Here is a 22,594-nt window from a genome sequence, read left to right as displayed (position 1 = left end):
ATGGAAGATTACTTAATTTGAAAATACAGTCGCACACAAAAAAACCACCTCTTTCATAATAGAAAAAGGTGGCTTATGATTAGTTCCTATGCCGCAATATCCCTCTTCACAAAAGTAAAGAAGCTTATCACATGCAGCAGTACAAAGTAAATTAGATACATCACTATCGAAAACCAGAATGTGGTCCCGGACACGATTGGCATGCCGTCGATGATGGCGTTGAAGTTGGTGTTTGCAAATGGGGAATATTTCGCCCATTCGAATTTCATTCCGACCAATTGGGTGATCTGTGCCCCTGTGAAAAGGAGGAACAGTGAAATCCCAATTGCCAGGGAATTGTTGCGGAAAACACTTGAAATCATGAAGGCAATGGTAGCGAACATAATGACACCAAGTGAACTCAAAAGCAGTTTAATCATGATATAGAAAAACGGATGCAGTTCGAACACTTCCCCGTTCATATATAATAGCTCAGGTGCACTTTCCATGCCGAATGCGATGGCTCCTGCGATAAATGATGTTACGAAGAAAATAGAGAAAAAGATCACCATGAACACCAGAACCGACAGGTATTTCGCTATTAGGATCCTGCTTCTTTTTATTGGGCGGATCATGAGTAGCTTGATGGTGCCCCATGTGAATTCACTTGCAATTGTGCCACCAGCGATGATCACAACGAAAAGTGTGATGATGCTCGTTAACCCGAGATTGTCGCTGACGTATGTCCAAACGGAATTTTCAGTGGTAGGCTCCAGATCATTCTGGATGCGGTACTCATTGATAGCATATCGGCGCTCCAAGTAACCGTAATCACCTTCGGGTTCGCTTTCCATCGTCATTTTATAGTTTTCGTTATCCTGTTGAAGCTGCTCTTTCCAGCCAAGCTGTTGTCCCCCGCCTTGATTCGGGTCATCCATCATGGAACCCATCATGATTGTAAATACCACTCCGATAACGGATAGTCCGATCAGAATGATGCTCATTACATAAAAACTTGGACGGCGGAACCATTTGATTAATTCGTTTTGTACAAGCTTTATCATCCTATGCACCCCGCTTCTGTGACGTTTTTTCCAGGAATTTATCTTCGAGGGTTTTTGTCACTTCTTTCACTTCAAAAATGGCAATCTTGTTAGCTACCATACTTGCAACTATTTCCGGTACTCTTTCTTTTTCAAGGACCACCTGCAGGGTGCCTTCCACCTCTGTTACTGTCAAACCGGCTGAATCGAGGATCTCCCTTGCCGCATCCATCTGTGCAACTTTAAATTGATAGGAGGAAACCCCATCCTGGATAAAGTCACGGACGCTTTGGATATCAAGGAGTTCCCCTTGCTGTATGATGCCGATCCTGTCACACATCAATTCCATTTCCGATAAAAGATGGCTTGAGACAACAATGGCCATCTGTTCAACGCGAGCAAGTTTTCTCAGATAATCACGGATTTCCCTGATGCCTGCAGGGTCCAGCCCGTTGGTCGGTTCATCCAGAATCAGTACCTTAGGCTTATGCAGCAATGCCTGGGCTATTCCTAAGCGCTGTCTCATTCCCAGGGAATAGGTTTTCACCTTTTCCTTGATGCGGTCTGTCAACCCCACCAATTCAATCACTTCCGCTAAGCGGTCTTCGGTTACCCCGGGCACCATGCGCGCATACTGCATCAGGTTCTGGTATCCTGTCAGGAATTTGTACATTTCAGGATTTTCGACGATGGCTCCAACTTGACTGACCGCCTTTTCATAGTCGGTCTTTATGCTTGCCCCTTCTATGAAAATATCACCTGATGTAATACCCATCAATCCCACCATCATCCGGATGGTCGTGGTTTTACCAGCTCCATTCGGTCCAAGGAATCCGAACACTTCCCCTTTGTACACCTCAAAGGAAACTCCTTTGATGATTTGTTTCCCTTTGATTTCCTTGCTTACATTCGTTAGCTTAACTGCTACTTCGTTCATCACTTTTCCCCCTCCTTACATTACATTTCCATTTTCTTTTCCATCCAGAGTGCAGAAATGACAAATAATACTGCACAAATCGTGGCATAAAAGCCTAAATAACCGATTGACAGCTCTCCCATCGTCATCCCAAAAGTAAAATTATCATTTTCAAATTGAGATTCAAAAGTTGGCATCGGTAATTTCCCTATCTCCGAAATGTGTGTAATCAGCCTCGTTTCTGCTGACCACTGATGTATATGGAAAATCGGAAATATGGATAAACCAATAATAACTTGGATTATTTTACCAATGATACTTTTTGCCCGGACACTGACGTTTAGCACCCAGATGAACAACCCCCAAAAACCAAGGTAGACGCTCACAAGTGTAATTCCGGCAAATAAAAAGGCCAACTCCCACCACTTTTCACCATCCATCCATACAGGCGTCTCCAATAAAGCATTCGATAAAGAGACCAGGATAAATATAAAGGATAGGGATAATAATAAGGTCAAAAAAGATACAAGAAATTTACTGGATAATAAAGCAAAGGCTGAACAAGGACTGTGTAGCCAGAGCATGGTTTTCGTTTCTTGATGGATCAGGATCGGTAACCCTACACCCATATATAATAAATGAGTGATTAGAAGGAACATACCTATCCCCGTTGCTACCATGGGTTCTTCATAGTAGAGTGCTAAACCGATGCCTAAACTCCATGCCACACATATCACCGCAATATTCTGCAAGAAGGTTTTCTTTGCCAGCTTCCAGTCCTTCCATAACAACCCTTTCATCCGCATCATGCCAGCTTCTCCTCAAATGAACGGATCATCCATTCCTTGACGGACAGCCCTTCCACTTCCCTGATATGTTCTACGTTTTCCTTGGCTAAAAAGTTTCCATTTTTTATTAAAATTACTTCATCCAATAAAGGTTCGATTTCATCAATCTCATGTGTGGCAATCACGATTGTCTGTTTTCCGAAGTCCACAAAGGTGAGAAGCCCTTTCACGATCGAGTCCCTTACCATCACATCGAGGCCTGAAAAAGGCTCATCCAGTAAAATATATTCCGCTTCCCGTGCAAGTGCCAGGACAAGCTTCAGCCTTCCCCTATTACCTTTGGAGAGTTGTTTGATTTTCTTACCCGGTTCGAGTTTCATGAATTGCAGCAGCTCTTTTGCTTTATCCATCCGGAAGTCTTCAAACTGTGAGGCATAATATTTGATCATGTCCTCTACAGTAAACGGTTCATAATAGAAATCCAGTTCTGTCAGGTATGCAACTGTTTTTGCGACTCTGCGTGTGGCAACTTCACCGTTCACCGTGACCTCCCCAACATTCGGTTTCGCAAGTCCTGCCATCAACTTGAGGCTAGTAGATTTCCCGCTGCCATTTGGGCCGAGAAGACCGATTATTTTCCCCTGTTCCAAAACAAGGTTTGCTTCCTTTACCGCATAATCTTTACCGAACTTTTTTGTGACATTATCAAATCTAATCATTCTTCCCTTCCCCCTTGGACAAGAATTCTTCCACACTATTGATGATTTCCTTTTCCACTACACCAATTTCCCTCATACTTTTGACAAAGTTCTCCACAACACTTGCCTGCATCGATTTCTTCAATTGCACCACCATCCCCAGATTCTCTGTCACAAACGTTCCCTGTCCCCTTTTGGTTTCCACGACTTCCATCCTCTCCAATTCACTATAGGTTCGTTGAATCGTATTTGGATTGACCCCGGATTGAATCGCCATTTCCCTGACAGATGGCAGTTTATCTCCAGGCTTAATGTCCCCGCGGACGATTTCCCTGCTTATCCTGTCGATGATTTGAAGATAAATCGGTTTATCCGCATCATATTTATTACTCATTTCACTTCCACCACCTTCTCCAAGAGCCAAACAGAAATTAAAAACCATATTGAAATTCTGAACAAATAAAGAAGTAAATAGCCGATGGTCAATGGAATGCTGTCAGGATTGATGGTTCCTCCCCCATTAGCGATTTCAAAATAAAGACCGACGATATTTTCAAATGGCAAAGGCCATAAACCTGAAATGAAATTCACGACAGAAGTGTCTCCAAGATAAGCGAGAAGGGAATGCAAGAGAAACGCGAATGATAGAGTAATGAGCGCTTTATATTTGCCTAGTACCGGATGGGTGCCTGTTGCATGGTAGAAAGCCCAATAAAATAGCAGATAGAGGCCCAATTCGATCCCGATTGCTGTTATCCCAAACCCTCCAGAGACAAACAAAGAGAGGTAGTTGAAATCTTCGAGAGTCGGAAAAGCTTCGAATAGTACGATAGTTGCCAGTATAAAGATACTGAAGCTCGCAAGATGCATATACACCCCTGTCACTATTTTGCCTAACAGGATTTTATAAGCTGATTGAGGAGAATGCAGCCACAGCTGTGTCTTCCCTTCCATGATCAACCCGCTTAACAGAAAGATGGCGATATAAAAAATATGCCCGCCAAGTATCATTGTCGTCACCACAAGCCCGATTCCAGGTTGCCCATGGTAGATGGTAAAACCAAGTGATATCAACCACACACTTAGCAGCCCAAGGGTAATAAGCATAAAACTCAGCCTGGAAATCAACCATTCCTTCCTTATCAATCCCATGAATGCAGCATTCATCATAACCCCTCCCAAAATACTAGTGTACTAATGAATTCATACACCGTGTTCTAGTTAGATAGTACACTAAGTCAATTCTCAACGTCAATAGGCTTCTGCAAATATATTTTCTGGTTTTTTATCTAAACATAGAAAATATTATGCCGATAAAATAATTACGTCAGAAATTCAAAATAAATACTGACAAGGATGTACATAAATTTAGTTTTTTTTACAAATTTCTCTATAATAGCTTAAAATTTATTAGAATATTTTGTATAATAAAATTACTAATTTCTTCATGTGTTTGGGAGTGAAGTGATGGATACAAGAGGAAGAAGAATTGTCCGCAACAAATCTAGAAGCCAATTTCATTATTTAGTACTCGCAAAAGAATTTATCAGTTCATTCGTTCTTCATGCACTTTCACTGGCTATTGTTGCAACCTTTTTAATCTGGGTACTGAATCAGGTTTGAAAACAAAAAAACGAGAGGATCTCCATTTGGAGCGCCTCTCGTTTTCTTATGAAAAAATCACTTCTTTTTCTGAAGTGGAACAACGTTTCTGGTTTCCCATTTTGTTTCCAGATCGACTATTCTGTCTTCGAGCTTTCTGAGGGTGCGGTTTAGCCGATAGAACATCGGGATGTAGATGACAATGACAGTAATCACAGCATAAAAGACATATTCCATTCTTTTCCCCCTAATTATCGCTTACTGATTCTCTTTTTTATAGGTTCTACCTTGCTTTTATGATAGTTTATTCGTTTCCCCGCATAAAAAACACTGATGCTTGCAAAAAGCAATACCATTGATACCTGAGCCAGCCTTGACCCGATTCCGAAGATCGCTGTAAGCAGATAAACCAGTATTACCGGTATCATGACTGTATATAAAGAAAATAAAAAACGGTATCGCTCATCCACTTCATGGACCGTCCCGCACGCTTTGCAGGTTATTGGACGATATCCGAAGAAAATTGAAGCCAGTTTTTCCGAATAGGATATTTTTTCTTTGCAGCTTATACATCGTTGAAATGGCATTTTTACTACTCCTTAAAAAAATCATATGTAATATTCTAACTACTTTCATCATAACAAATCTATGAAAAAAGTAATATATAATTATCTGAAAATAGGAATAAAAAGAGGGATTACCAGCTGTGGCTGCTGTCAATCCCTCTTGTCATCATTCTGCCTCTACAGGCTGTTTCAAGTTTTTTAGTATGTTTATCACAAACAAAAGGACACCTAAGACAGTTACATTTGCCCCGATGATCGTTGCAATCAGGTAGGAATCATTCCCATGGACTGCGAATGCCAAACCGATCATCATCAATGGCAAGCCTATGTTATGCAACCAGAAGTGGCCCAGGGCAAGCTTGGTTTTTCCGACTGAAGGGAATAAATGATAAATGATGCCTGCAAGCGTCAAGGTGCCCCAGCCCAGGAGATTGATGTGAGCATGAACAGGCGTAAGGCTATAATCGTGCACCGTGGACATATAGTAACCAATACCAACGCCGATCAAAAAATATACCGCTGAAATCTTGATTAACCTGATTCCCATTCCTTGTCCCCCATTCCTATTAAAGGTAATTACCTACACCTAATATTACGCAGAATTCAATACTTTAGAACCAATCATTTACCATTTGTTGTATATTTTAGGTATATATATCTGATAAACTATCATTCTCCGGTTGGAATTTTATTGGTCATCACCCTGATAAAATCTTCAATAAATGCCTGGACATCAACCTCCATGGCGATTGCTACCTTATTTTCCCCGGGTTTAATGTCTGGCTTTGGCCTGAAGTCGGCTATGGTCACCCCCCGCAGATCATTTTCTTCTGTACCGATGTAAATCTTTCGTTCAACATATTTAAAAGCTTCTGGAGTTGAGATGGCAAATAAGGTAAGGACATCATGGAGGGGACTGCCCTTAATGCCTGGGACAAGCTTCTGGTATGCCTCGAAATAATAATCGAAAATGGATTTAATCAGGGGCTGATATGGATTATTTTCAGTTGCCACAATAAGGTTGATGATCTCCGGTGTAATGATTGCATCATTGGTCACATTCAGTGGATAAACAACCCCGTTCTTCACTTTACCCGTCACAATGGCAGCAGCAAGCTGATCCCCATAGAAGTTTGCCTCTGCGCCTGGCGTTACATTGCCGGGAACTAAAAAAGCCCCACCCATCAGATAATAGCCTTTGACAGAATTCATGATCTCCTCCCCGGCCAGATTAAATGCCAAGGCAAGGGAGGTACTTCTCCCCACATCGACAATGAGCAGTTCCTTCCCATACTTTTCAATTATTTTAAAAACCGTATCGAAGTTAAGCAATTCCCCTTTAATGGTTGCTGGCGGTCGTATCGGGCCAAGTCCTTCCTCCCCGTGTATCTCGGGATAGAATGGTGTAAACTCCCCAGATAACGGTCCTTTTGCGCCACCGATCAGAACGACATCTTTCCTGTTGGCCAATTCCAATAAATATGCGACGTTCTGTGAGGCCTGTTCTTGATTGACATTTCCATAGCTGGTCACGATGCCGACCAATTCAATCTTCTTACTTAAGATCCCGTAGATGATGGCCAAGGAATCATCTATGCCCGGATCACAGAATAACAATACTTTTTGCGGCATTATCTTCTCTCCCTTGATTGATTGGGTTTTCTCTAGTATATTCTGCCGATCCTGGATATTGCATTACTCTGTAATACCGGTTCCGATTATTCTCACCTTAGAAGTCACTTTGATTTTCACATTCGGGTATTGCTCTTCCCATTTTTTCATATCAAACCCACGCTTGCGGGATTTGGCTTCATAACCGAAGCCTATCGGATCAACTTTTTCTTTTTGAAAGGTAGCTATCAATTCGGTTGATTGCCGTATTAGATCTTCTTCGAACACTTTTTGGAACTCTTTTAGTTTCTTAGGGTCGACTTTGCCTCCGGAATATTCCCTTATTAGTCCATCCATTTTAAGATGAACATGGAATTCCGGTTCTCCGTTTTTCCACTTCACCTTGATATCCCTTTTCGTCTTGATGCTCCTCAAGGAAACATATTCTTCTTTATCAGGCAATTTAATTGCTGTTGCCCCATCGGTATGCTCATCGACCAGGAATTTAAAATAAAAAAGCTGTTTATTTGGAACGATAACTGACAGCTTCCCCTTTTTCATCACTACGACTCCAGTGATCATCACCTTATCATCGACTAGTTTTAGTAAGGGAAGATTCGGGTCCACTCCTTCTTGATAAAAGTCTGACAGAAAGATATGCAAATTGGTTGTCGGCACATCTCGCCGTTCTATATTATGTTTGATGAGGCCGGATAAATATCTTCCAGTTCCTTCTGTTCCAAAATTCCCTTCCAGGATTTTCTTTACCTCTCCATCCACAATCGACAGATATAGACCAGTCCCGATACTTGAATCCCTTTGCAGGGCATCTATCAATTTTATGATTCCTTTTTCAGCTAGTTCCTTGTTAAATAACACAAGCTCCAAGCTACCGTTCACAATTGGAGCAGAGGATTTCTTCTGCAGTTCTCTTAACAGATCCTTATTCATATTGGCTACGGCAGAAAATGTTTCATTTGAGATGGATTTGTCAGCCTGATAGATGGGGATCACGAAAGTCCCCATGACATCATCCCCTTCCAATAGATCGAATCCTTCCACACTCTCAATATTGATATCATCGACTATCTCTTTTTCAAGGCAGCCTGTCAGGAGAAACAGAAGGAAAATAATATAACAACATTTACGCAGAAGCATTTGTTTTCCTCTCCTTTCTCCATCTTGCAAAAGAAACGAAGGCAAACAGCACAGGAATATAAACATATCCCATGTAAAATCCAATCTCACCCAAGTAACTGTTCAAATCGTTTATGAGTTTTCTGTCTTCAAACAACTGCATGATGCAAAAAACGAATATGGTTATGATGATGAGTGTGGTTCTGTGTTTCGTATGGAAGATCCTTTTAGCCAAGCGGCTCGAACACCAAAGAAATATACATACGTTGGGAAGGATGATCAAGCACCAATTTGCTATCCCTATATACTCCATCCGCTCAACGAAAGGCAGTTCAATGATTTTCCAGATTGAAAGTGTTGCCCAGATGTTTTTCGCAAGCTTTCCTTCACTGAAATAGGCAAAAGTCACAATGGTAAGGAACAGATAAAGCAGCGAAGTGGCAAAAACCCCCAGGTGTGCCCATTTTTTTGATTTCTCAGGAGTGCTGATAAATGGGTAGAAAATAAGCAGGGTTTCGAACCCCAGCATGCTCAAGGTCATATCCTTACCCGAAATCAGGATATCTTTGATTGGGTGATCAAAGATAGGCAGCAAATTCCTGAAATTGGCATATTCCAAAGGGAGTATCAGTGTCAATACGAGATAGGAAGGAAGAACGACTCCAAGGAAGGCAATTCCGGTAATCACCCTGAAACCTCCTGTAATGATGTAATAGACGAGAAGCAGGAAAAACAAGGAAAACAACCAAGTCTTAAAATCGGGGAACAGCCAAACCTGGATCACTTCAATATAGGTTCTAAGTACGGTCACGGTCGTAAAGATAAAATAAACGACAAAAAACAGATTAAAAAGGTTCCCAATCCATTTTCCGAATGCCAATTTGTGTGCGCTGGCCAAATCCCCGTTACTTTTTTCACAAATTTTATAGATGAAATAGATGATGGAGTTTGTGTATAGCCCAAATATAATAATCCCTATCCAGGCATCATAACCGGCAGCCATTGCAATGATTCGCTGGAAGCCTAGTGCCCCCACCCCAAACTGTGTGCTATGAATCAGAAAAAACACTAAAAAAGGTGAAACCTGGAACTTTTTTGGCACCTGTTGCAATGTACTGCCTCCCTTCATTGGCTATTCGCCATCTATATCCTTTGTTTTCCGCTTCTTCTTCATTGTCATCCGCTCTGCTTTCTGGGTCCTTAATTGTTCAGGACGTTTGGTTTGAAAAGAAAAAGGAAAGCGCAATAAAGCATCTTTCATATCTTGGACTCTCGGAGGATAGATCGGCTCCAAGTATGGCTTGTTCAGAGAGGTTAATCTTAAAAGATGGGTAGCCAGGATGGAAAAGCAAAAAACTATACCAAGCAATCCCCATAGCTCCGCAAACAATAAAAACGGGAATCTTAATAGACGGATGGTATTACCCATCTTGTAGACCGGCGTGGTAAAGGAAGCAAGTGCTGCCAAGGCTACGATGATGAGTAGCACATTACTCGTAAGACCTGCTTCAACCGACGCGGTCCCGATTACGATCCCGCCTACGATACCGATTGTCTGACCGACCTTTGTCGGTAGTCGGGCTCCGGCTTCCCTTAGTAATTCGATGGTCAATTCCAAAAAGATCGCCTCGAGTATTGGCGGCAATGGTACCTCTCTTCTTGAAGAAATCAACGTGCTAAGCAGATCTTTTGGTATAAGCTCATAATGGTAAGTCAATACGGCAACATAGACCGGGGTCACCAAGATGGAGAAGGCAACTCCGAAAAGACGGATCAACCGGAAGAAGGATGACAGCCAATAGCTTAAGTAATAATCCTCAAAAGAGGAGAAGAACTCTACTAGTGTAGTTGGGCCGATCAGTCCATGCGGGGACCCGTCCACCATGATGACGACTTTCCCTTCAACTAAAGCGGAAGTAACACGGTCAGGCCTTTCTGTATCCAAAAGCAGTGGAAATATTGTATTTGCATTGTCAGAGATTAACTGAGTAATATACGAACTATCATTAATATGGTCGTACTGCACTTCTGACAGCCGCTCTTTGACGGTGTCTACATTATCTTTGTTTGTAATGCCATCAATATACATGATGGCTATTTTTGTTCTGGAAATCGTTCCTAATTGTTTCTGTTCGACAGTTAACATAGGTGTTTTCAATCTTCTTCGGATAAGGTTCAAGTTTGAATCTATATTTTCAACAAATGACTCCTTTGGCCCGATTACACTGAACTCAACCTCCGGTAAGGAAACAGCACGGGTCTGAACAAACTCCGACCTTACCAGCAATCCAATCTGATCATGTTCATGAAGCTGCAGGTACATGAAGCCAGAAAGGAGTTTTCCCCTGATTTCATTCGCATCCTTCGAAATGGTCACTATTTCTATTGGAAGAAGATCCTTTAGATCCTCTAGACTATTCCAAGGTCTGGTTGTTATCGTATGAAGAATATCTCTGTGCAGGAAATCCGTATCAATCAAAGTGTAATAGTAATTCACCCAGATTTTTTTCCTGCCATCCTCTGTGTGGCATGTAAATCTCAGAAAGTCCACAGATTTATGCATTTGTTCTAATAATTCAATTACGGACAAATTTTCTACAAGTCCTGAATCGGATTTAGATTTAGATCTAGTTTTTGTTTTAAAGAGCTTGTTAAAAATATTCTTCAATCTAAATCCTCCTCACAGCATTTTGTATATGTTATTTTTCCTAGAAAGCGCCTTAATATACAAGAAAATCCATTACCGAGTTCTTAAATGCTTCCAACAAAAAAAAGAGCCCCAAAAGGACTCTTCATTTTTAACGCCTATTATTTTTGTGGACGCCTGATAATCTCCACAACATCAAAAATTCTGATATGGTAAATGTTTTTATCTGTATCTTTTATCGTCAGCCTGTTAGCTTTATATCGAAATGATTGGATGCGTCCTGTAATCTGTATAACATCTCCTTCAAACCAAATCGACATCTTAATCGTCTCTTTTGCCATATAAATATGACGGAGGAGCTTTTTTATGTACTGGATATCAGGAATATTTTCCGGGAACAATAAGAATCCCTGGACCGTCTTTTCCTGATTATTCTTCCATAAATACATCGCTTGGTTCGTCAGCTTATGTTCATTTTCCTTTTTATAATCCATGGCCATTACCCCTTTTTCTACTAGATTCATTGTATTTCATTGCAGGTAACCTCCATATCCCAGATAACACATTTGAAAACTTAATATACTAGCTTTTTTACTATACAATAATCATTTGTTCCGACATGTGCAGAACAAATAAAAACCTCTTACATTGTAAGTACCGCGGAATAATGAAAAGCCGGCTTTTCAAAAGGATCGCTATCATGAAGGAACCCTTTGAGGAAGTACTGGAGCAATATACTCCCATGATTCATCACATTATCCATTCGCTTCACATCTATAAAAATCAAGAATATTATCTGCAGGAAGGAATGATTGCCCTTTGGGAAGCTACCGTTACTTTTAAAGCGGAAAAAGGTGCATTTACTTCCTATGCATATTCCACCATTCGGGGGAAATTGCTTAATTACCTAAAAAAAGAAATCAGGTTTTCATCGGCAGAAGAACCTTCCGATGAAACTAGACTGGCTTCTATCCCTTACCATGAATCCACCATCAGGGAAGACCTGGAAGCCTACACTCAGAATCTTACAGAAAATCAAAGGAAATGGCTAGTAGAATATATCATAAATAATAAGAAAATAGAGGAAATTGCCAGGGAGACAGGATCGACGGCAAGCGCAGTGAAATCCTGGAGAAGGGGAGCTTTAAGAAATATTAAAAAAATGGTGTACTAGTAGGGGGGATGACAATGGTTTTTTTGATCCGCTGTCATCCCAGCAGATTAAGTATCAGCTTCTGGCTTCTTGCATGTATTGGTAGACTACTTCTCCATTATGCTTTGCAATTCCCCTGAAATGCTTAAAGTCGTTTCTTGAGACGAGCACTTTTCGGAACTCCATGAATTCTTCTTTTGTAACCAGATACTGATGAAGTTCTCCATTTTTCAATTTATCAAGAATCTCTGCTGCTAACTCTTCATTCATGACTTTTCCCCGCTTTCGTCCATAAACTGTACAAATCATTATTATAATATCGTATTATTTCAGAAAAAACTTCATTTGAAAAGAAAAAACCCCTTCTTTTTGGGAGAAGGGATTCTATGGGGGATAAGGAATAATATGATTAGAGTTAATTTGCTCTTCACAAATTATTACTCTCTACATGATATGCCCATTCAAAACAGGTGTTACTTCAAAATTAAAGAAAATTTAGAAAAAACTATCTTCAAACTATTTACGTTTTTACAAAAATAATGCAAACTGTATATAATAACTTTATTAATTTCCATTCTTTAGTTTCTAACATATAAATAAATGAAGGAGAGAGAGAGATGAAAAAGGCAGAAGTGGGGAATATTATTGAATTTAGGGAAGGACTTCAAGGCGTTGTTGAAAAAGTGAATGAAAACTCCGTCATAGTCGATCTGACTTACATGAATAACTATCGTGATCTGGAGCTTGAACAAAGGACGGTTGTGAATCACAAAAATTATAAAGTCATAGGACAATATTAAAAAGGTAAGGTACTGGATTACATTTTCCTGTAAGGAAAAAGGAAGCTGCCATATGCAGCTTCCTTTTTTGTAGCCGAGGTTTCCCTCCTATCCCAATTCTTCCTCTAAGATATCCACCACAACCGCACTTTTTTCCATATCAAGTTTAACGGTAAAATGGGTTTCTTCACTGATGTTCAGGTTCCGTCTGATTTCTATCGGAATATTCACTTTACCGTTATTGGAAACTACCGACTCGTTAAAAACATGTTGTTCTTCGATCGGCTTCATCACGAGTCCAAGGGGTTTTTCCATAATCATCAATACATCTCCGTCAGAAATTTCCAGCTGTTCTCGTATTGTTTTGGGAATGGTTAAATGGCCAGATTTCCGAATTCTGCGCAATTCTTTATAATGGCACATGGTATACACTCCTATTTTTTAAGATGTATTCCCTTATATTTCAAATCGAAAACGAAATTTGCAGATGTAGGAGGAAAAACTAACATTTAGTCATAGGCTGCCTATCTTTTGTATGAGGTCCGACTCTACAAAGTGTACTCCTTTTTTACTATTTTTCATGAATGCTACCATTGCCTTGGCCACCTTTTCACCTTCGATGGATCTGTACCTTCCAAGCTTCCCGATTAATATGGGCTGTACCACTTTGCCAAGCCATTCCCCCATTTTTTCACCTGGTCGAACTTCCTTTCTTTCACCAAGCAGTAAGGAAGGCCGGAAGAAATAGGTGGAAGGTATCCCTATACTGCTCACCGCTTCTTCCATCTGTCCTTTAATACGGCTATAGAAAAAACGGGATTGGGAATCTGCCCCGATTGCCGAAACCACGGCGATCCTTTGGACACCCTGTGCTTTTGCAAGCATGGCTGCTTCCACTACGTAATCATAATCGACCTTTTTAAAACTTCCCTTCGATCCTGCCTGTTTTCGTGTGGTGCCTAAGCAGATGAATACTTCATCAACTTGAAACTCAGAGGCATTGTCTGAAAGTCGCGAGAAGTCAATGACCACTTCCTTCAGCTTTGGATGACTAAGATTAGTTGGCCTTCTAACCATGGTACAAATACTTCTATATTCGGAATTTTCCAAAATTTCATTCGTCAAATTCCTTCCGATCAAACCTGTAGAACCAAGGATCATAGCGCTTTTTGTATTATTCATAAAAATTTCTCCTCTACCTATTTCTATTCTCTTTATAACAAATCCTTCTAAATTCTACAACTCTTGAGGTTTTTCAGCCAATCTGTTGCGGTCTGCTGTGGATGGGGGCTTCTCCATCCAGCGATGTTTCACCATAAGATCAGCTCCTTCTTTTGCGAGCAAGGCCGCTTCAGATGAGAGTTTTTCATATTTGATGACAAGGTCGCTTCTTTGGCTTGCAGCTGCGGCTGTTGCGTAATTCCCGATGCCTGCTGCTGACATGAGACCGATATGAAACATCATCAGTTTATCGGAAAATGGCGGCACAGTTGAAGCGGTAATCGAAAAATCCGAAGACATCGGCCCCTGCACATCATCCTTTGTCAGGGTTTGAATAAAGGTATGTATGTGATTTTTGGCCAAACTCTTCACTTTCACCATATATTCCCGCACTTCTTCATTCATCGCAGATTGGGAAAAGGCGGTACTTAGCATCATACCTATCTGATTCGTCTCAATATTCATACTCAGATGAGTGACTTCTATTGTATTAAGTGTCCGTTTATCAACAAAAGGATTGATTCCACTGAAATAGTTCGTAGATTCGACCATCATTGCACTTGAAGGTATAGTCGTATATGGCTTCTTTACATACAATCCTTTTTCAAGCAAAAGGTCTGTCACCTTTTGAAAAACATCGACTGTTTTTAAAAGGAAGGTTTGGTACAAGGAGCGAATATCTTTCCGTGATATAGATGCAAGACAGCCACTATATGTAACCATACCGATTTTTGCCATTTGCAGGACGTAGAACAACTTGAAGGTATCCGAAAATAGCCGTGGTGCCTTTAAGTTCAGATCATTTTCAGAAAAAGCGATAGGCAATGGATATTGCTCTTTCCAAAATACGTGTTTGATTTCCTGTTCATTATCCGAGGCTATATCATAGGCCTCAGCAATCACTTTACGTATTTCAGGATCTTCCACATATTCAAGATAATACTTTAACACATATACCGACATGGAATTATTAAGGTATAACGTCCATAGTGTACTGATCTCAGCACATGAGAGCTTTACCATTTCATGTGACATGTTTCATTCCTCCTTTTTCTATATGTATTATTTTCAGATTCCCTCCTTTTTAGCAAAAAAAATAGGCACAACAGTATGTTGTACCTTTGTAATATCAACGGTTATCTATCTTTTCCGGATAGAGGTCATGGTTCATCAGTCTGTATTGTGCCATTTCCTCATATTTTGTTCCAGGTTTCCCATAGTTTGTGTAAGGATCGATTGAGATGCCGCCACGAGGGGTGAATTTACCCCATACCTCGATATAGCGGGGATCCATCAGCTCGATCAGGTCGTTCATGATGATATTCATGCAATCCTCGTGAAAATCTCCGTGATTGCGGAAGCTGAATAGGTATAGCTTCAGTGACTTGCTTTCCACCATCAACTCTCCCGGTATATAGCTGATGTAGATGGTTGCAAAATCTGGTTGATTGGTTTTCGGACATAGGCTTGTAAACTCAGGGCAATTGAATTTGACAAAATAGTCCCGGTTCGGGTGTTTGTTTTCAAATGTCTCCAGGACATCCGGAGAGTAGTTGAATAGATAGCTTGTTCCTTGATTACCCAGTAAAGTCACACCTTCAAGTTCATGGTCTTTTCTTCCTGACATATTAAACACTCCTTATGATCTATACTCCACGCTTATTTCCCCATACAAGGGTATGCAATTGGGGCAGCACTCTTACGTTATTTAAGTCCTCATCCTGCATCACTTCTTCAATCAGCCATTCATATTGATTTAGAAGTTTTTGTATCAGTTTATCGTTATCCACAGTGGCCGTGTCTTCATTGCCTACCTGGACAAAAAAGGATAGCTCTGGATATCTGCTATGCACTTTTTTGGCATATGCCAGATCCTCTTGATTAAATACAACCACCTTTAACGATGTTTGTTCTTTTTTTATCCGTGAGATGATATCATCGAGCACGTTGAAATCAGTTTTCATCAAGGAGCTTGGCGGTTTTGGGGAAATGGTCAGGTCATCAATGTCATAGAGCCAGTCCTGCCATCTGCTGCCCTGCGTCTCAAGTGCAACTTGAATATTGTTTTGATGTAATAGCTCCACAAGCTCCCCCATGTTTTTTAAAAGAGCCGGATTTCCCCCTGAAATGGTAACAAGGTTGAATTTCCTGCCACCAATCCTCCCCAATCGTTCCCAGATTTCTTCAGGCGTCAACTGGAGGATATCAGCTTTTGCACTGCCATCCCAAGTGAAGGCGGAGTCACACCAGGAACATTGATAATCACAGCCTGCTGTCCGTACAAACATTGTTTTTCTTCCGATGACCATCCCTTCCCCTTGGACGGTTGGTCCAAAAATCTCTAAAACCGGTAGTCTGGTGCTCATTGATCTTTCTTCCTTTTCTTTTTAGGGCGATATACTACATAGCTGGTAGGCGTCTCACGAACAAAGACCTGGAGGCATGTCGGTTTATTCGGGAGTGCCGACAGGTGGTTCTCGACAGTTTCCCACATGGTTCTGGCCACTACTTCCGTGGTAGGAAAGAAATCCGGGTTGTCCGGGCGAAAAACATCTAGATGGTCATTTAAAATGGTATGGTCAAACTTATCATGTAAAAGCACCTTCAGATCTTTGAAGTTTACCAAGAAGCCCGCTTCATCAAGATCATCCCCAGCAACCGTCACATTGACAAAGTACGTATGCCCATGGACCTGCTTGCATTTTCCTGCCGCATCAGAGGGAATATAGTGTGCTGCAGCAATATGCATATCCTTATTCAATTCATATTGAAAATCATGAAAAACCTGTGGATACATCTGTTGCATCATGAGGACACAGCCCCTTTATCCTTTATTGCCAAATACTCGTCAAGTCCACGCTTTCGAAGCCTGCAGGCCGGGCATTCCCCACATCCATCTGATATGACGCCGTTATAGCATGTCAGGGTCTTGGTTCTGACGAAGTCCAGGGCACCCAGTTGATCTGCGAGTTGCCACGTTTCCGCTTTGTTCAGCCACATCAATGGCGTATCAATGACAAAAGGATAGTCCATGGACAGATTGAGTGTGACATTCAACGATTTTATGAATACATCCCTGCAGTCCGGGTAGCCGCTGAAATCAGTTTCACATACTCCTGTGACAATATGTTTTGCACCCATCTGTTTTGCAGCAACTGCTGCAAAGGATAGGAATAGCAGGTTTCTGCCATCCACAAACGTACTAGGGAGCTCCCCCTCTTTTTCCTCTATCTCTATATCCGTTCGAGTCAAGGCATTTGGCGTCAGTTGACTCAAAAGTGACATATCAAGTACACGGTGATTTACTCCAAGCTCTTTCGCAATACTTTTGGCACACTCGATCTCCAATTCATGTCGCTGACCGTAATGGAAAGTGACAGCTTCCACTTCTGCAAATTCCCGCATTGCCCACAGTAGGCATGTAGTGCTATCCTGGCCGCCGCTGAATACTACCATTGCCTTCTCTTGTCTTTTCATGATAAAAATCTCTCCTTACATAACGTGCTTGTTCTATTTAAAACAGAAAAAACGCTACCTGATGATGGAGGCTAGCGTATAACATCGGAACAAATAAAAAAAACTATATCCTAAGGAATATAGTTATGTTCAGTCCTTAGTTTTTTATAGAGGGTATTTGCTAGAACCTCTCCTACTGCATCAAGATGCGTAGACTTTATTCAATTTAACTTTTTAACTTTGTTACTATAACATATTTCACCATAACAATCTACTATCTTTTACTATCAAGGAAAGAAGGAAAAGGAATGGCTAAATCAGCTGCGCTTTTACGGATAAAAAGCAGTTTTCTGTATCTACCAGCATTCTATGGGATACTTTCTGTATTTTTGGCATTTTTATCCTTATTTATTGACCATATCTTATTAGCTCAAGGAGGAAGAGATACATGGATCCCTGTTATTCTGTTATCAGATATATCTCTTTCCCAAACTATACTCAGTTCAATCGCTTCATCATTATTGACGATGACTACCATCACTTTTTCCACAATCCTTGTCGTGCTTACCACTTATCTGTCGCAGTTTTCCCCCAGGGCTCTGCAGAATTTCATTACAGACCATGCTACTCAAAGAGTGTTAGGTATCTTTACTGGTGGTTTTATTTATTGTATTCTATTACTCCTTTTACTAAAAGAGACCGAGGAAAACCAGCTATTCCTAGTCCCTGCATTCGCCGTTGGCATTGCCATTCTCTGCTTGATTGTCTTCGTGTTCTTTATTCACCATGTGACAACCTGGATTCAAGTGAGCAATCTACTCCACAATATAACGGTGAAAACCCTCGATAGTATGGAGGACCGTTTACTCAGTAAGGAAAATCTTCACATAGATTCACCATGGGATGATTGGGAAAGCGAAGAAATTTCAACCAAGAAACCTATTATTTATATGAGCGATAAAGCTGGATACATCCAATATATAGATATTCCCTCATTGGTAGAGACTTGTAGCAAATACGAATGTATCGTAAAGGTAGAGCGTAAACAAGGAGATTATGTAAACGAAGACACCCCTTTGATAGCCATTTATAAAAATGAAAAGGATGTTTCAAAAAAGTTATTCATGGACCATATTTCTGTATCCCTTTCACGTGCGCCATTGGAGGATATTGAGTTTGGCATAAGAAAAGTTACAGAAATCGGAGTAAGGGCTCTTTCAACAAGCATAAATGATCCGATAACTGCCATACATTGTATCGAGCAACTTAGCACCATACTTTCTAGACTGAGTTCTATGCCTGAACCCGCAACATATTTTAATGATAAAAATAGAAATTTGAGGGTAATTGTTCGTAATCCGGATTTTTTTGAATACCTGAATATTTCATTTTCTCCTCTCATTCGGTACGGGAAGTCGGATTACGATGTTGTCACATCTATATTTCACGCACTTACCATCATTTCCAACCATTCCGTTGCACCAAGAAAGGAAGCAATATGGAGATTTACTCAGCACTCGCTCCAAGCGATGAATAATGAAAATTACTTGGAGATGGAGAAACTTCGACTTAATCAAATCTTGAAAGAATTATTGTTTTCAATGGGCAAGTCAAAGGAGTTTAACCATATTATATTTCAATAACCTTCTCCCCTTTCCTCTAGCATTATGACAACAGAGGGAAGGAGAGGTATTGATTAATCACAACAAAAAAAGGCACCCATGCAGGAACCTGATTTTAAAAGGACCTTCATCTTTCAAGGACACCCACACCTAAAACTAGATTATTCCAAAGGACTCTTTCTATGTTTTCCTGATTATCCTTTTCACATCGTATCATCAAAATCAAGTCCGCATCCGACCCACGCTTCCTCATATTATTTTCACTTTTCTTAGTAATATAGTAGTCGACAATAAAGCCTAATCCCACACCAAAAACCAATCCGATCAGCCCCCATAGAATCGGCCCCCAATATAAGACATATCCGTAGATGACACCTAATAACATAAAGATGATTCCAAATATTGCGGATAAATCCATCAAACTTCGCCCATCCGAACGATGCATGGAATCGATCAACTTGGACTGGTACTTGATCTTATCCAATGGAATGACCAGCAAATGTTCCTTTGAAAGGCCCAGCTCTTCCAATTCACGTAATGTAAGTTCCATTTCCATGTTGTATTTAAAGGTTGCGAAAATGTACAATTACATTCAACTCTTTTCTATAATGGCATTTTAAATTCGAGGTCCTGGTACTTTTCCTTCAGCTCTCTGCTCATATATCGGTCAATGAGTTTATTGATCTCCACTGCACTTACATAGGAATCATACGCTGCAAAACAATAGATGGATGGAATAAAGAGAAACCATTGAGGTATAAGTGATTGACTGGCATGACTGAAATCTCCCATTAATGTATAGTGGATGGCGGTATATACATTTGCCTGATATGTAATGATCAGCCACCAGGTCAAGATAAATATGACAGAAAGGATCCTTGTAACATATAAATTCCCTAGTCCCGGTGTCAAAAGCGACCAGAACAAGGCGAGTATCGGGCTTTTTTTATCAACAAGATTCATTTCAAGCGAACTTGTATTTTTGATGATAATCGGATAGTTATCCCGATAAGCCATCGTATAATGCTTATTCATCTCTATGGTCAAACGGTAGCTATCCCATATCGAGAAAACATACATGCAAATATAAAGGATGATCCAGCGCTGGTCTAAAACCTCCATTGCGTCCCCGTACCTTCCAATCATAGAAAGATAAATAGCTTCGTTCAGATGGGCAGCGTTGTTTATGATGACTTCCCAGGAAATCAATATAAATGCCGTCAGATATTTATTTAGCATAAAATGGCCAAAACCGGGGAATGAAGCAGCCCACCACGCCACAACAAAAGGTTTACGGTAATGAAGGATGCTCGTTGTAAACGGACTGATAATCGCAGCATATCTCTTTTTCTTGTAGCTTTCTGCCATTCTGCCTACCCCATTCACCTGTTATTTCTTCCCATAGTATGCGATGTACACTTCTCAACTATGCAACAGCTGTTGAAAACGGTACATAAGTATTATTTTCAATATTTCTTTAAAAATCATAAAAATTAATGACACACCCATTTGGATGCGCCATTAGACGAGGAGTGATTATTGATTGCTCTTCTTTCCTGCTTCATCAGCTAATTGATCGAAGCTTTTGACTTTTCCATGTTCATTTTGTGATTGCTTTCGTACTTTCCTTTGACGTTCCTGCTGACTTTTAGATTGTGTCATTCTAATCGGCTCCTTTTCGAAGATTGTCCTTATGATTTGTATATGGAAAAACATTTATTCTTAAAGACATGTTCTTCTGCTACAATGAATGCAATAACAGGAAAAGGGATGTTAAAAATGAGTAGTTTTAGATCTGTCCTGCAGGTATGGATATTGGCCAATATCCTATTGGGAATCAGTTTTACTTTTAACGAATTTTTCTGGCTATTATTTCCTCTTTCTTTGACGCTCCTTCTTTTAATCAGCCTGAAATTTTCTAATAGAGGTCATACAGAGCGTCTTTCACCATTAAAGTCTATTTTCCTTGGTGCGCTATCAGGCAGTTTGCTATATCTTATTTTTTTGAAGGCCTATTTGTTGATAGGACAATTTGATCTTCCATTTTTGTCACAGGTTAAAAGCTTGTATGCGATTGTGGGGCCGTCAAATCTATGGCAATACGTTCTATTGGTGATTATTATCATTCCGGGTGAGGAGTTTTTTTGGAGAGGGTATATACAACCTGCCATTTTAAAATGGAAAAGCGGCCTTGTAGGTGTTCTCATTTCAGCCTGCTTTTATGCTTTTGCACATCTATGGTCAGGAAATCTTATGCTAGTGGCTGCTGCATTCACTGCGGGAATTGCCTGGGGGGCACTTTACGAATGGAAACGTTCACTGCTTCTGGTCATCATATCCCATTTGGTGTTTGATATCCTGTTGCTTGTAGTCATGCCGTTGAACTTTTAATTATTGGATTCCCCTGCCAGTATGAATGAGGTAAAATGATTTCTTGGAGTAACATTTTAAGGAGGAAGAAAAGTATGGATGCCATTTATTTATTTGTCATTGCAGCAGTCGTTGCATGCTTTGGAATAGCTTTACTGCTCAGATCAAGTATGGAAAGTCTGGCAATGAACCCGGAGAACATCTCCAATATACAAACAAGGCTATTTATGTTTGTAGCATTTATTGAAGCCCTTCCGATTGTACTGATTGTGTTTGGATTTATGACATTGGCTGATTCTGACGCAGACCTGATCATCCCGTTAGTCATTGTCATCGTCAGTGTCGTTATCAATGCCATTTTAAATCTTCTAAAAAGAAATGAACTGGTTGCAAACTACCCGGAAGTAAAAAGCACGATAAATTCCCTATTTCTTGTAGGTAATGCTCTAATGGCAGCCATTCCAGTCGTTGCGATAGTTGCGATGTTTGTAAGGTGACAAGTGAAAATCAGGGTCTTTTCATAAAGAAAGTTGCTTTAGGCGTAGGACTGGACTAAAGAGAAGGTGTCAACATTATACACCCTGTTGGTCTCCGTTCCAGGTGTTCGCTTTCCGCGGGCGGCCTCGGGAGCCTCCTCGGTGCTTTCGCACCTGCGGGGTCTCCCTTGACACGCTGCTTCCGCAGGAGTCTCACACCTTGCACTCCAACCAACAGGGGTGACTCTCATTTAAAAGAATCCCTTACCAAAGGGTGAAAAATTGTTTTTTATCGATTTTCATTTCATTAGCAAATGAACTTTGTTTTAAAGCAATACTGATAGAAAATAATATTTATAAAACTCAGTTGATTGTAGCGGAGGTCACTTGACTCCTGCGGGAACGTAGAGGGCATGGGAGACCCCACAGGCGAAGTGTACTGGACCCTTTAAACTGGACACTTATATTCTAAGCTGCTTGCTCAAAACTAGCTCGATAAGCTATCGGACTTTTACGCTTTAATCTGGATT

Annotated in this window: 31 protein-coding genes and 1 riboswitch; of the genes, 6 read left to right on the top strand and 25 right to left on the bottom strand. The window is 40.5% G+C overall.

The window, feature by feature from the left end; translation table 11 throughout:
* Nucleotides 1-86: 86 nt before the first annotated feature.
* From JOC95_RS16385 to JOC95_RS16360, 6 genes are read right to left on the bottom strand one after another with little or no spacing between them, the layout of a single operon-like run.
* On the bottom strand, nucleotides 87-1,043 hold the full coding sequence (locus JOC95_RS16385) for an ABC transporter permease (RefSeq protein WP_204418281.1): 957 nt from the start codon (nucleotides 1,041-1,043) through the stop codon (nucleotides 87-89).
* 1 nt (nucleotide 1,044) lies between these two features.
* Entirely contained in the window at nucleotides 1,045-1,959 is a 915-nt protein-coding gene (locus tag JOC95_RS16380) for an ABC transporter ATP-binding protein (protein WP_204418280.1), read from the bottom strand.
* A 20-nt stretch (nucleotides 1,960-1,979) separates the two neighbouring features.
* Nucleotides 1,980-2,747: a hypothetical protein gene (locus JOC95_RS16375; RefSeq protein WP_204418279.1), complete on the bottom strand. Its 768-nt coding sequence runs from the start codon at nucleotides 2,745-2,747 to the stop codon at nucleotides 1,980-1,982.
* Nucleotides 2,744-3,445 carry an ABC transporter ATP-binding protein gene (locus JOC95_RS16370; RefSeq protein WP_204418278.1) on the bottom strand — a complete coding sequence of 234 codons (702 nt, stop codon included), beginning with the start codon at nucleotides 3,443-3,445 and terminating at the stop codon, nucleotides 2,744-2,746. Before JOC95_RS16370 ends, JOC95_RS16375 begins: the two co-directional genes overlap by 4 nt.
* On the bottom strand, nucleotides 3,438-3,818 hold the full coding sequence (locus tag JOC95_RS16365; protein ID WP_204418277.1) for a GntR family transcriptional regulator: 381 nt from the start codon (nucleotides 3,816-3,818) through the stop codon (nucleotides 3,438-3,440). Before JOC95_RS16365 ends, JOC95_RS16370 begins: the two co-directional genes overlap by 8 nt.
* Nucleotides 3,815-4,594: a hypothetical protein gene (locus JOC95_RS16360; protein ID WP_204418276.1), complete on the bottom strand. Its 780-nt coding sequence runs from the start codon at nucleotides 4,592-4,594 to the stop codon at nucleotides 3,815-3,817. The genes JOC95_RS16365 and JOC95_RS16360 overlap by 4 nt, the downstream gene beginning before the upstream one ends.
* 297 nt (nucleotides 4,595-4,891) lie before the next feature.
* On the opposite strand from JOC95_RS16360, the gene JOC95_RS16355 reads away from it, so the two are divergent.
* Nucleotides 4,892-5,047 (top strand): hypothetical protein, encoded by a 156-nt coding sequence (locus JOC95_RS16355; RefSeq protein ID WP_204418275.1) that lies wholly within the window; start codon nucleotides 4,892-4,894, stop codon nucleotides 5,045-5,047.
* 57 nt (nucleotides 5,048-5,104) lie between these two features.
* On the opposite strand, the gene JOC95_RS16350 is transcribed toward JOC95_RS16355, so the two are convergent.
* From JOC95_RS16350 to JOC95_RS16315, 8 genes are all read right to left on the bottom strand, one after another.
* Nucleotides 5,105-5,263 carry a hypothetical protein gene (locus JOC95_RS16350; protein ID WP_204418274.1) on the bottom strand — a complete coding sequence of 53 codons (159 nt, stop codon included), beginning with the start codon at nucleotides 5,261-5,263 and terminating at the stop codon, nucleotides 5,105-5,107.
* 14 nt (nucleotides 5,264-5,277) lie between these two features.
* Nucleotides 5,278-5,613 (bottom strand): TIGR04104 family putative zinc finger protein, encoded by a 336-nt coding sequence (locus tag JOC95_RS16345; RefSeq protein WP_204418273.1) that lies wholly within the window; start codon nucleotides 5,611-5,613, stop codon nucleotides 5,278-5,280.
* 145 nt (nucleotides 5,614-5,758) lie between these two features.
* Nucleotides 5,759-6,139: a heme-copper oxidase family protein gene (locus tag JOC95_RS16340; RefSeq protein ID WP_204418272.1), complete on the bottom strand. Its 381-nt coding sequence runs from the start codon at nucleotides 6,137-6,139 to the stop codon at nucleotides 5,759-5,761.
* A 122-nt stretch (nucleotides 6,140-6,261) separates the two neighbouring features.
* The gene (locus JOC95_RS16335) at nucleotides 6,262-7,224 is read right to left on the bottom strand and encodes a nucleoside hydrolase (RefSeq protein ID WP_204418271.1); all 963 of its coding nucleotides are present in this window, start codon (nucleotides 7,222-7,224) and stop codon (nucleotides 6,262-6,264) included.
* 63 nt (nucleotides 7,225-7,287) lie between these two features.
* Nucleotides 7,288-8,361, bottom strand: a complete 1,074-nt coding sequence (locus JOC95_RS16330; protein ID WP_204418270.1) for a Ger(x)C family spore germination protein — start codon at nucleotides 8,359-8,361, stop codon at nucleotides 7,288-7,290.
* Nucleotides 8,348-9,442, bottom strand: coding sequence for a GerAB/ArcD/ProY family transporter (locus JOC95_RS16325; protein WP_338083112.1), 1,095 nt, complete (start codon nucleotides 9,440-9,442; stop codon nucleotides 8,348-8,350). Before JOC95_RS16325 ends, JOC95_RS16330 begins: the two co-directional genes overlap by 14 nt.
* Nucleotides 9,443-9,472: 30 nt before the next feature.
* Nucleotides 9,473-10,903, bottom strand: a complete 1,431-nt coding sequence (locus JOC95_RS16320) for a spore germination protein (RefSeq protein ID WP_204418361.1) — start codon at nucleotides 10,901-10,903, stop codon at nucleotides 9,473-9,475.
* Nucleotides 10,904-11,148: 245 nt separating this feature from the next.
* A complete protein-coding gene (locus JOC95_RS16315) occupies nucleotides 11,149-11,481 on the bottom strand; it encodes a hypothetical protein (protein ID WP_204418268.1) in 333 nt (110 codons plus the stop codon).
* Nucleotides 11,482-11,687: 206 nt separating this feature from the next.
* Here JOC95_RS16315 and JOC95_RS16310 point away from each other — a divergent pair, with 206 nt between their 5' ends.
* On the top strand, nucleotides 11,688-12,161 hold the full coding sequence (locus tag JOC95_RS16310) for a sigma-70 family RNA polymerase sigma factor (protein ID WP_204418267.1): 474 nt from the start codon (nucleotides 11,688-11,690) through the stop codon (nucleotides 12,159-12,161).
* A gap of 54 nt (nucleotides 12,162-12,215) precedes the next feature.
* Here the strand turns inward: JOC95_RS16310 and JOC95_RS16305 are convergent, their stop codons facing one another.
* Nucleotides 12,216-12,410, bottom strand: a complete 195-nt coding sequence (locus JOC95_RS16305; RefSeq protein ID WP_204418266.1) for a hypothetical protein — start codon at nucleotides 12,408-12,410, stop codon at nucleotides 12,216-12,218.
* A 347-nt stretch (nucleotides 12,411-12,757) separates the two neighbouring features.
* Between JOC95_RS16305 and JOC95_RS16300 the strand changes: the two genes are divergently transcribed.
* Entirely contained in the window at nucleotides 12,758-12,940 is a 183-nt protein-coding gene (locus tag JOC95_RS16300; protein ID WP_204418265.1) for a YkvS family protein, read from the top strand.
* A gap of 87 nt (nucleotides 12,941-13,027) precedes the next feature.
* Here the strand turns inward: JOC95_RS16300 and JOC95_RS16295 are convergent, their stop codons facing one another.
* From JOC95_RS16295 to queC, 7 genes are all read right to left on the bottom strand, one after another.
* Entirely contained in the window at nucleotides 13,028-13,342 is a 315-nt protein-coding gene (locus JOC95_RS16295) for an AbrB/MazE/SpoVT family DNA-binding domain-containing protein (protein WP_204418264.1), read from the bottom strand.
* 90 nt (nucleotides 13,343-13,432) lie between these two features.
* Entirely contained in the window at nucleotides 13,433-14,101 is a 669-nt protein-coding gene (locus tag JOC95_RS16290) for an oxidoreductase (protein ID WP_204418263.1), read from the bottom strand.
* 54 nt (nucleotides 14,102-14,155) lie between these two features.
* The gene (locus JOC95_RS16285) at nucleotides 14,156-15,175 is read right to left on the bottom strand and encodes a DUF3231 family protein (RefSeq protein ID WP_204418262.1); all 1,020 of its coding nucleotides are present in this window, start codon (nucleotides 15,173-15,175) and stop codon (nucleotides 14,156-14,158) included.
* Nucleotides 15,176-15,269: 94 nt separating this feature from the next.
* The gene (gene queF, locus JOC95_RS16280) at nucleotides 15,270-15,767 is read right to left on the bottom strand and encodes a preQ(1) synthase (protein ID WP_204418261.1); all 498 of its coding nucleotides are present in this window, start codon (nucleotides 15,765-15,767) and stop codon (nucleotides 15,270-15,272) included.
* Between the two features lie 19 nt (nucleotides 15,768-15,786).
* Nucleotides 15,787-16,506, bottom strand: a complete 720-nt coding sequence (queE, locus tag JOC95_RS16275) for a 7-carboxy-7-deazaguanine synthase QueE (RefSeq protein WP_204418260.1) — start codon at nucleotides 16,504-16,506, stop codon at nucleotides 15,787-15,789.
* A complete protein-coding gene (queD, locus tag JOC95_RS16270) occupies nucleotides 16,503-16,949 on the bottom strand; it encodes a 6-carboxytetrahydropterin synthase QueD (protein WP_204418259.1) in 447 nt (148 codons plus the stop codon). Before queD ends, queE begins: the two co-directional genes overlap by 4 nt.
* Nucleotides 16,946-17,617, bottom strand: coding sequence for a 7-cyano-7-deazaguanine synthase QueC (queC, locus tag JOC95_RS16265; protein ID WP_204418258.1), 672 nt, complete (start codon nucleotides 17,615-17,617; stop codon nucleotides 16,946-16,948). Before queC ends, queD begins: the two co-directional genes overlap by 4 nt.
* Before the next feature lie 130 nt (nucleotides 17,618-17,747).
* Nucleotides 17,748-17,793, bottom strand: a riboswitch (PreQ1 riboswitch).
* 111 nt (nucleotides 17,794-17,904) lie between these two features.
* Between queC and JOC95_RS16260 the strand changes: the two genes are divergently transcribed.
* Nucleotides 17,905-19,239 (top strand): DUF2254 domain-containing protein, encoded by a 1,335-nt coding sequence (locus JOC95_RS16260; protein ID WP_204418257.1) that lies wholly within the window; start codon nucleotides 17,905-17,907, stop codon nucleotides 19,237-19,239.
* Nucleotides 19,240-19,345: 106 nt separating this feature from the next.
* Here the strand turns inward: JOC95_RS16260 and JOC95_RS16255 are convergent, their stop codons facing one another.
* The 3 genes from JOC95_RS16255 to JOC95_RS21415 all read right to left on the bottom strand — a co-directional run bounded on the left by JOC95_RS16255 (nucleotide 19,346) and on the right by JOC95_RS21415 (nucleotide 20,880).
* Nucleotides 19,346-19,804, bottom strand: a complete 459-nt coding sequence (locus tag JOC95_RS16255; protein ID WP_204418256.1) for a hypothetical protein — start codon at nucleotides 19,802-19,804, stop codon at nucleotides 19,346-19,348.
* 17 nt (nucleotides 19,805-19,821) lie between these two features.
* On the bottom strand, nucleotides 19,822-20,586 hold the full coding sequence (locus tag JOC95_RS16250) for a hypothetical protein (protein ID WP_204418255.1): 765 nt from the start codon (nucleotides 20,584-20,586) through the stop codon (nucleotides 19,822-19,824).
* Nucleotides 20,587-20,754: 168 nt separating this feature from the next.
* Entirely contained in the window at nucleotides 20,755-20,880 is a 126-nt protein-coding gene (locus tag JOC95_RS21415; RefSeq protein ID WP_224838732.1) for a DUF6254 family protein, read from the bottom strand.
* A gap of 117 nt (nucleotides 20,881-20,997) precedes the next feature.
* On the opposite strand from JOC95_RS21415, the gene JOC95_RS16245 reads away from it, so the two are divergent.
* Nucleotides 20,998-21,609, top strand: a complete 612-nt coding sequence (locus JOC95_RS16245; RefSeq protein WP_204418254.1) for a CPBP family intramembrane glutamic endopeptidase — start codon at nucleotides 20,998-21,000, stop codon at nucleotides 21,607-21,609.
* Between the two features lie 74 nt (nucleotides 21,610-21,683).
* Entirely contained in the window at nucleotides 21,684-22,085 is a 402-nt protein-coding gene (locus tag JOC95_RS16240; RefSeq protein ID WP_204418253.1) for a hypothetical protein, read from the top strand.
* The last annotated feature ends 509 nt before the right edge of the window (nucleotides 22,086-22,594 follow it).

It is taken from the genome of Sutcliffiella tianshenii (assembly GCF_016908565.1).
In the GTDB taxonomy this organism is placed as follows: domain Bacteria; phylum Bacillota; class Bacilli; order Bacillales; family Bacillaceae_I; genus Sutcliffiella_A; species Sutcliffiella_A tianshenii.
This window is presented reverse-complemented; position numbering and strand designations above follow the sequence as displayed.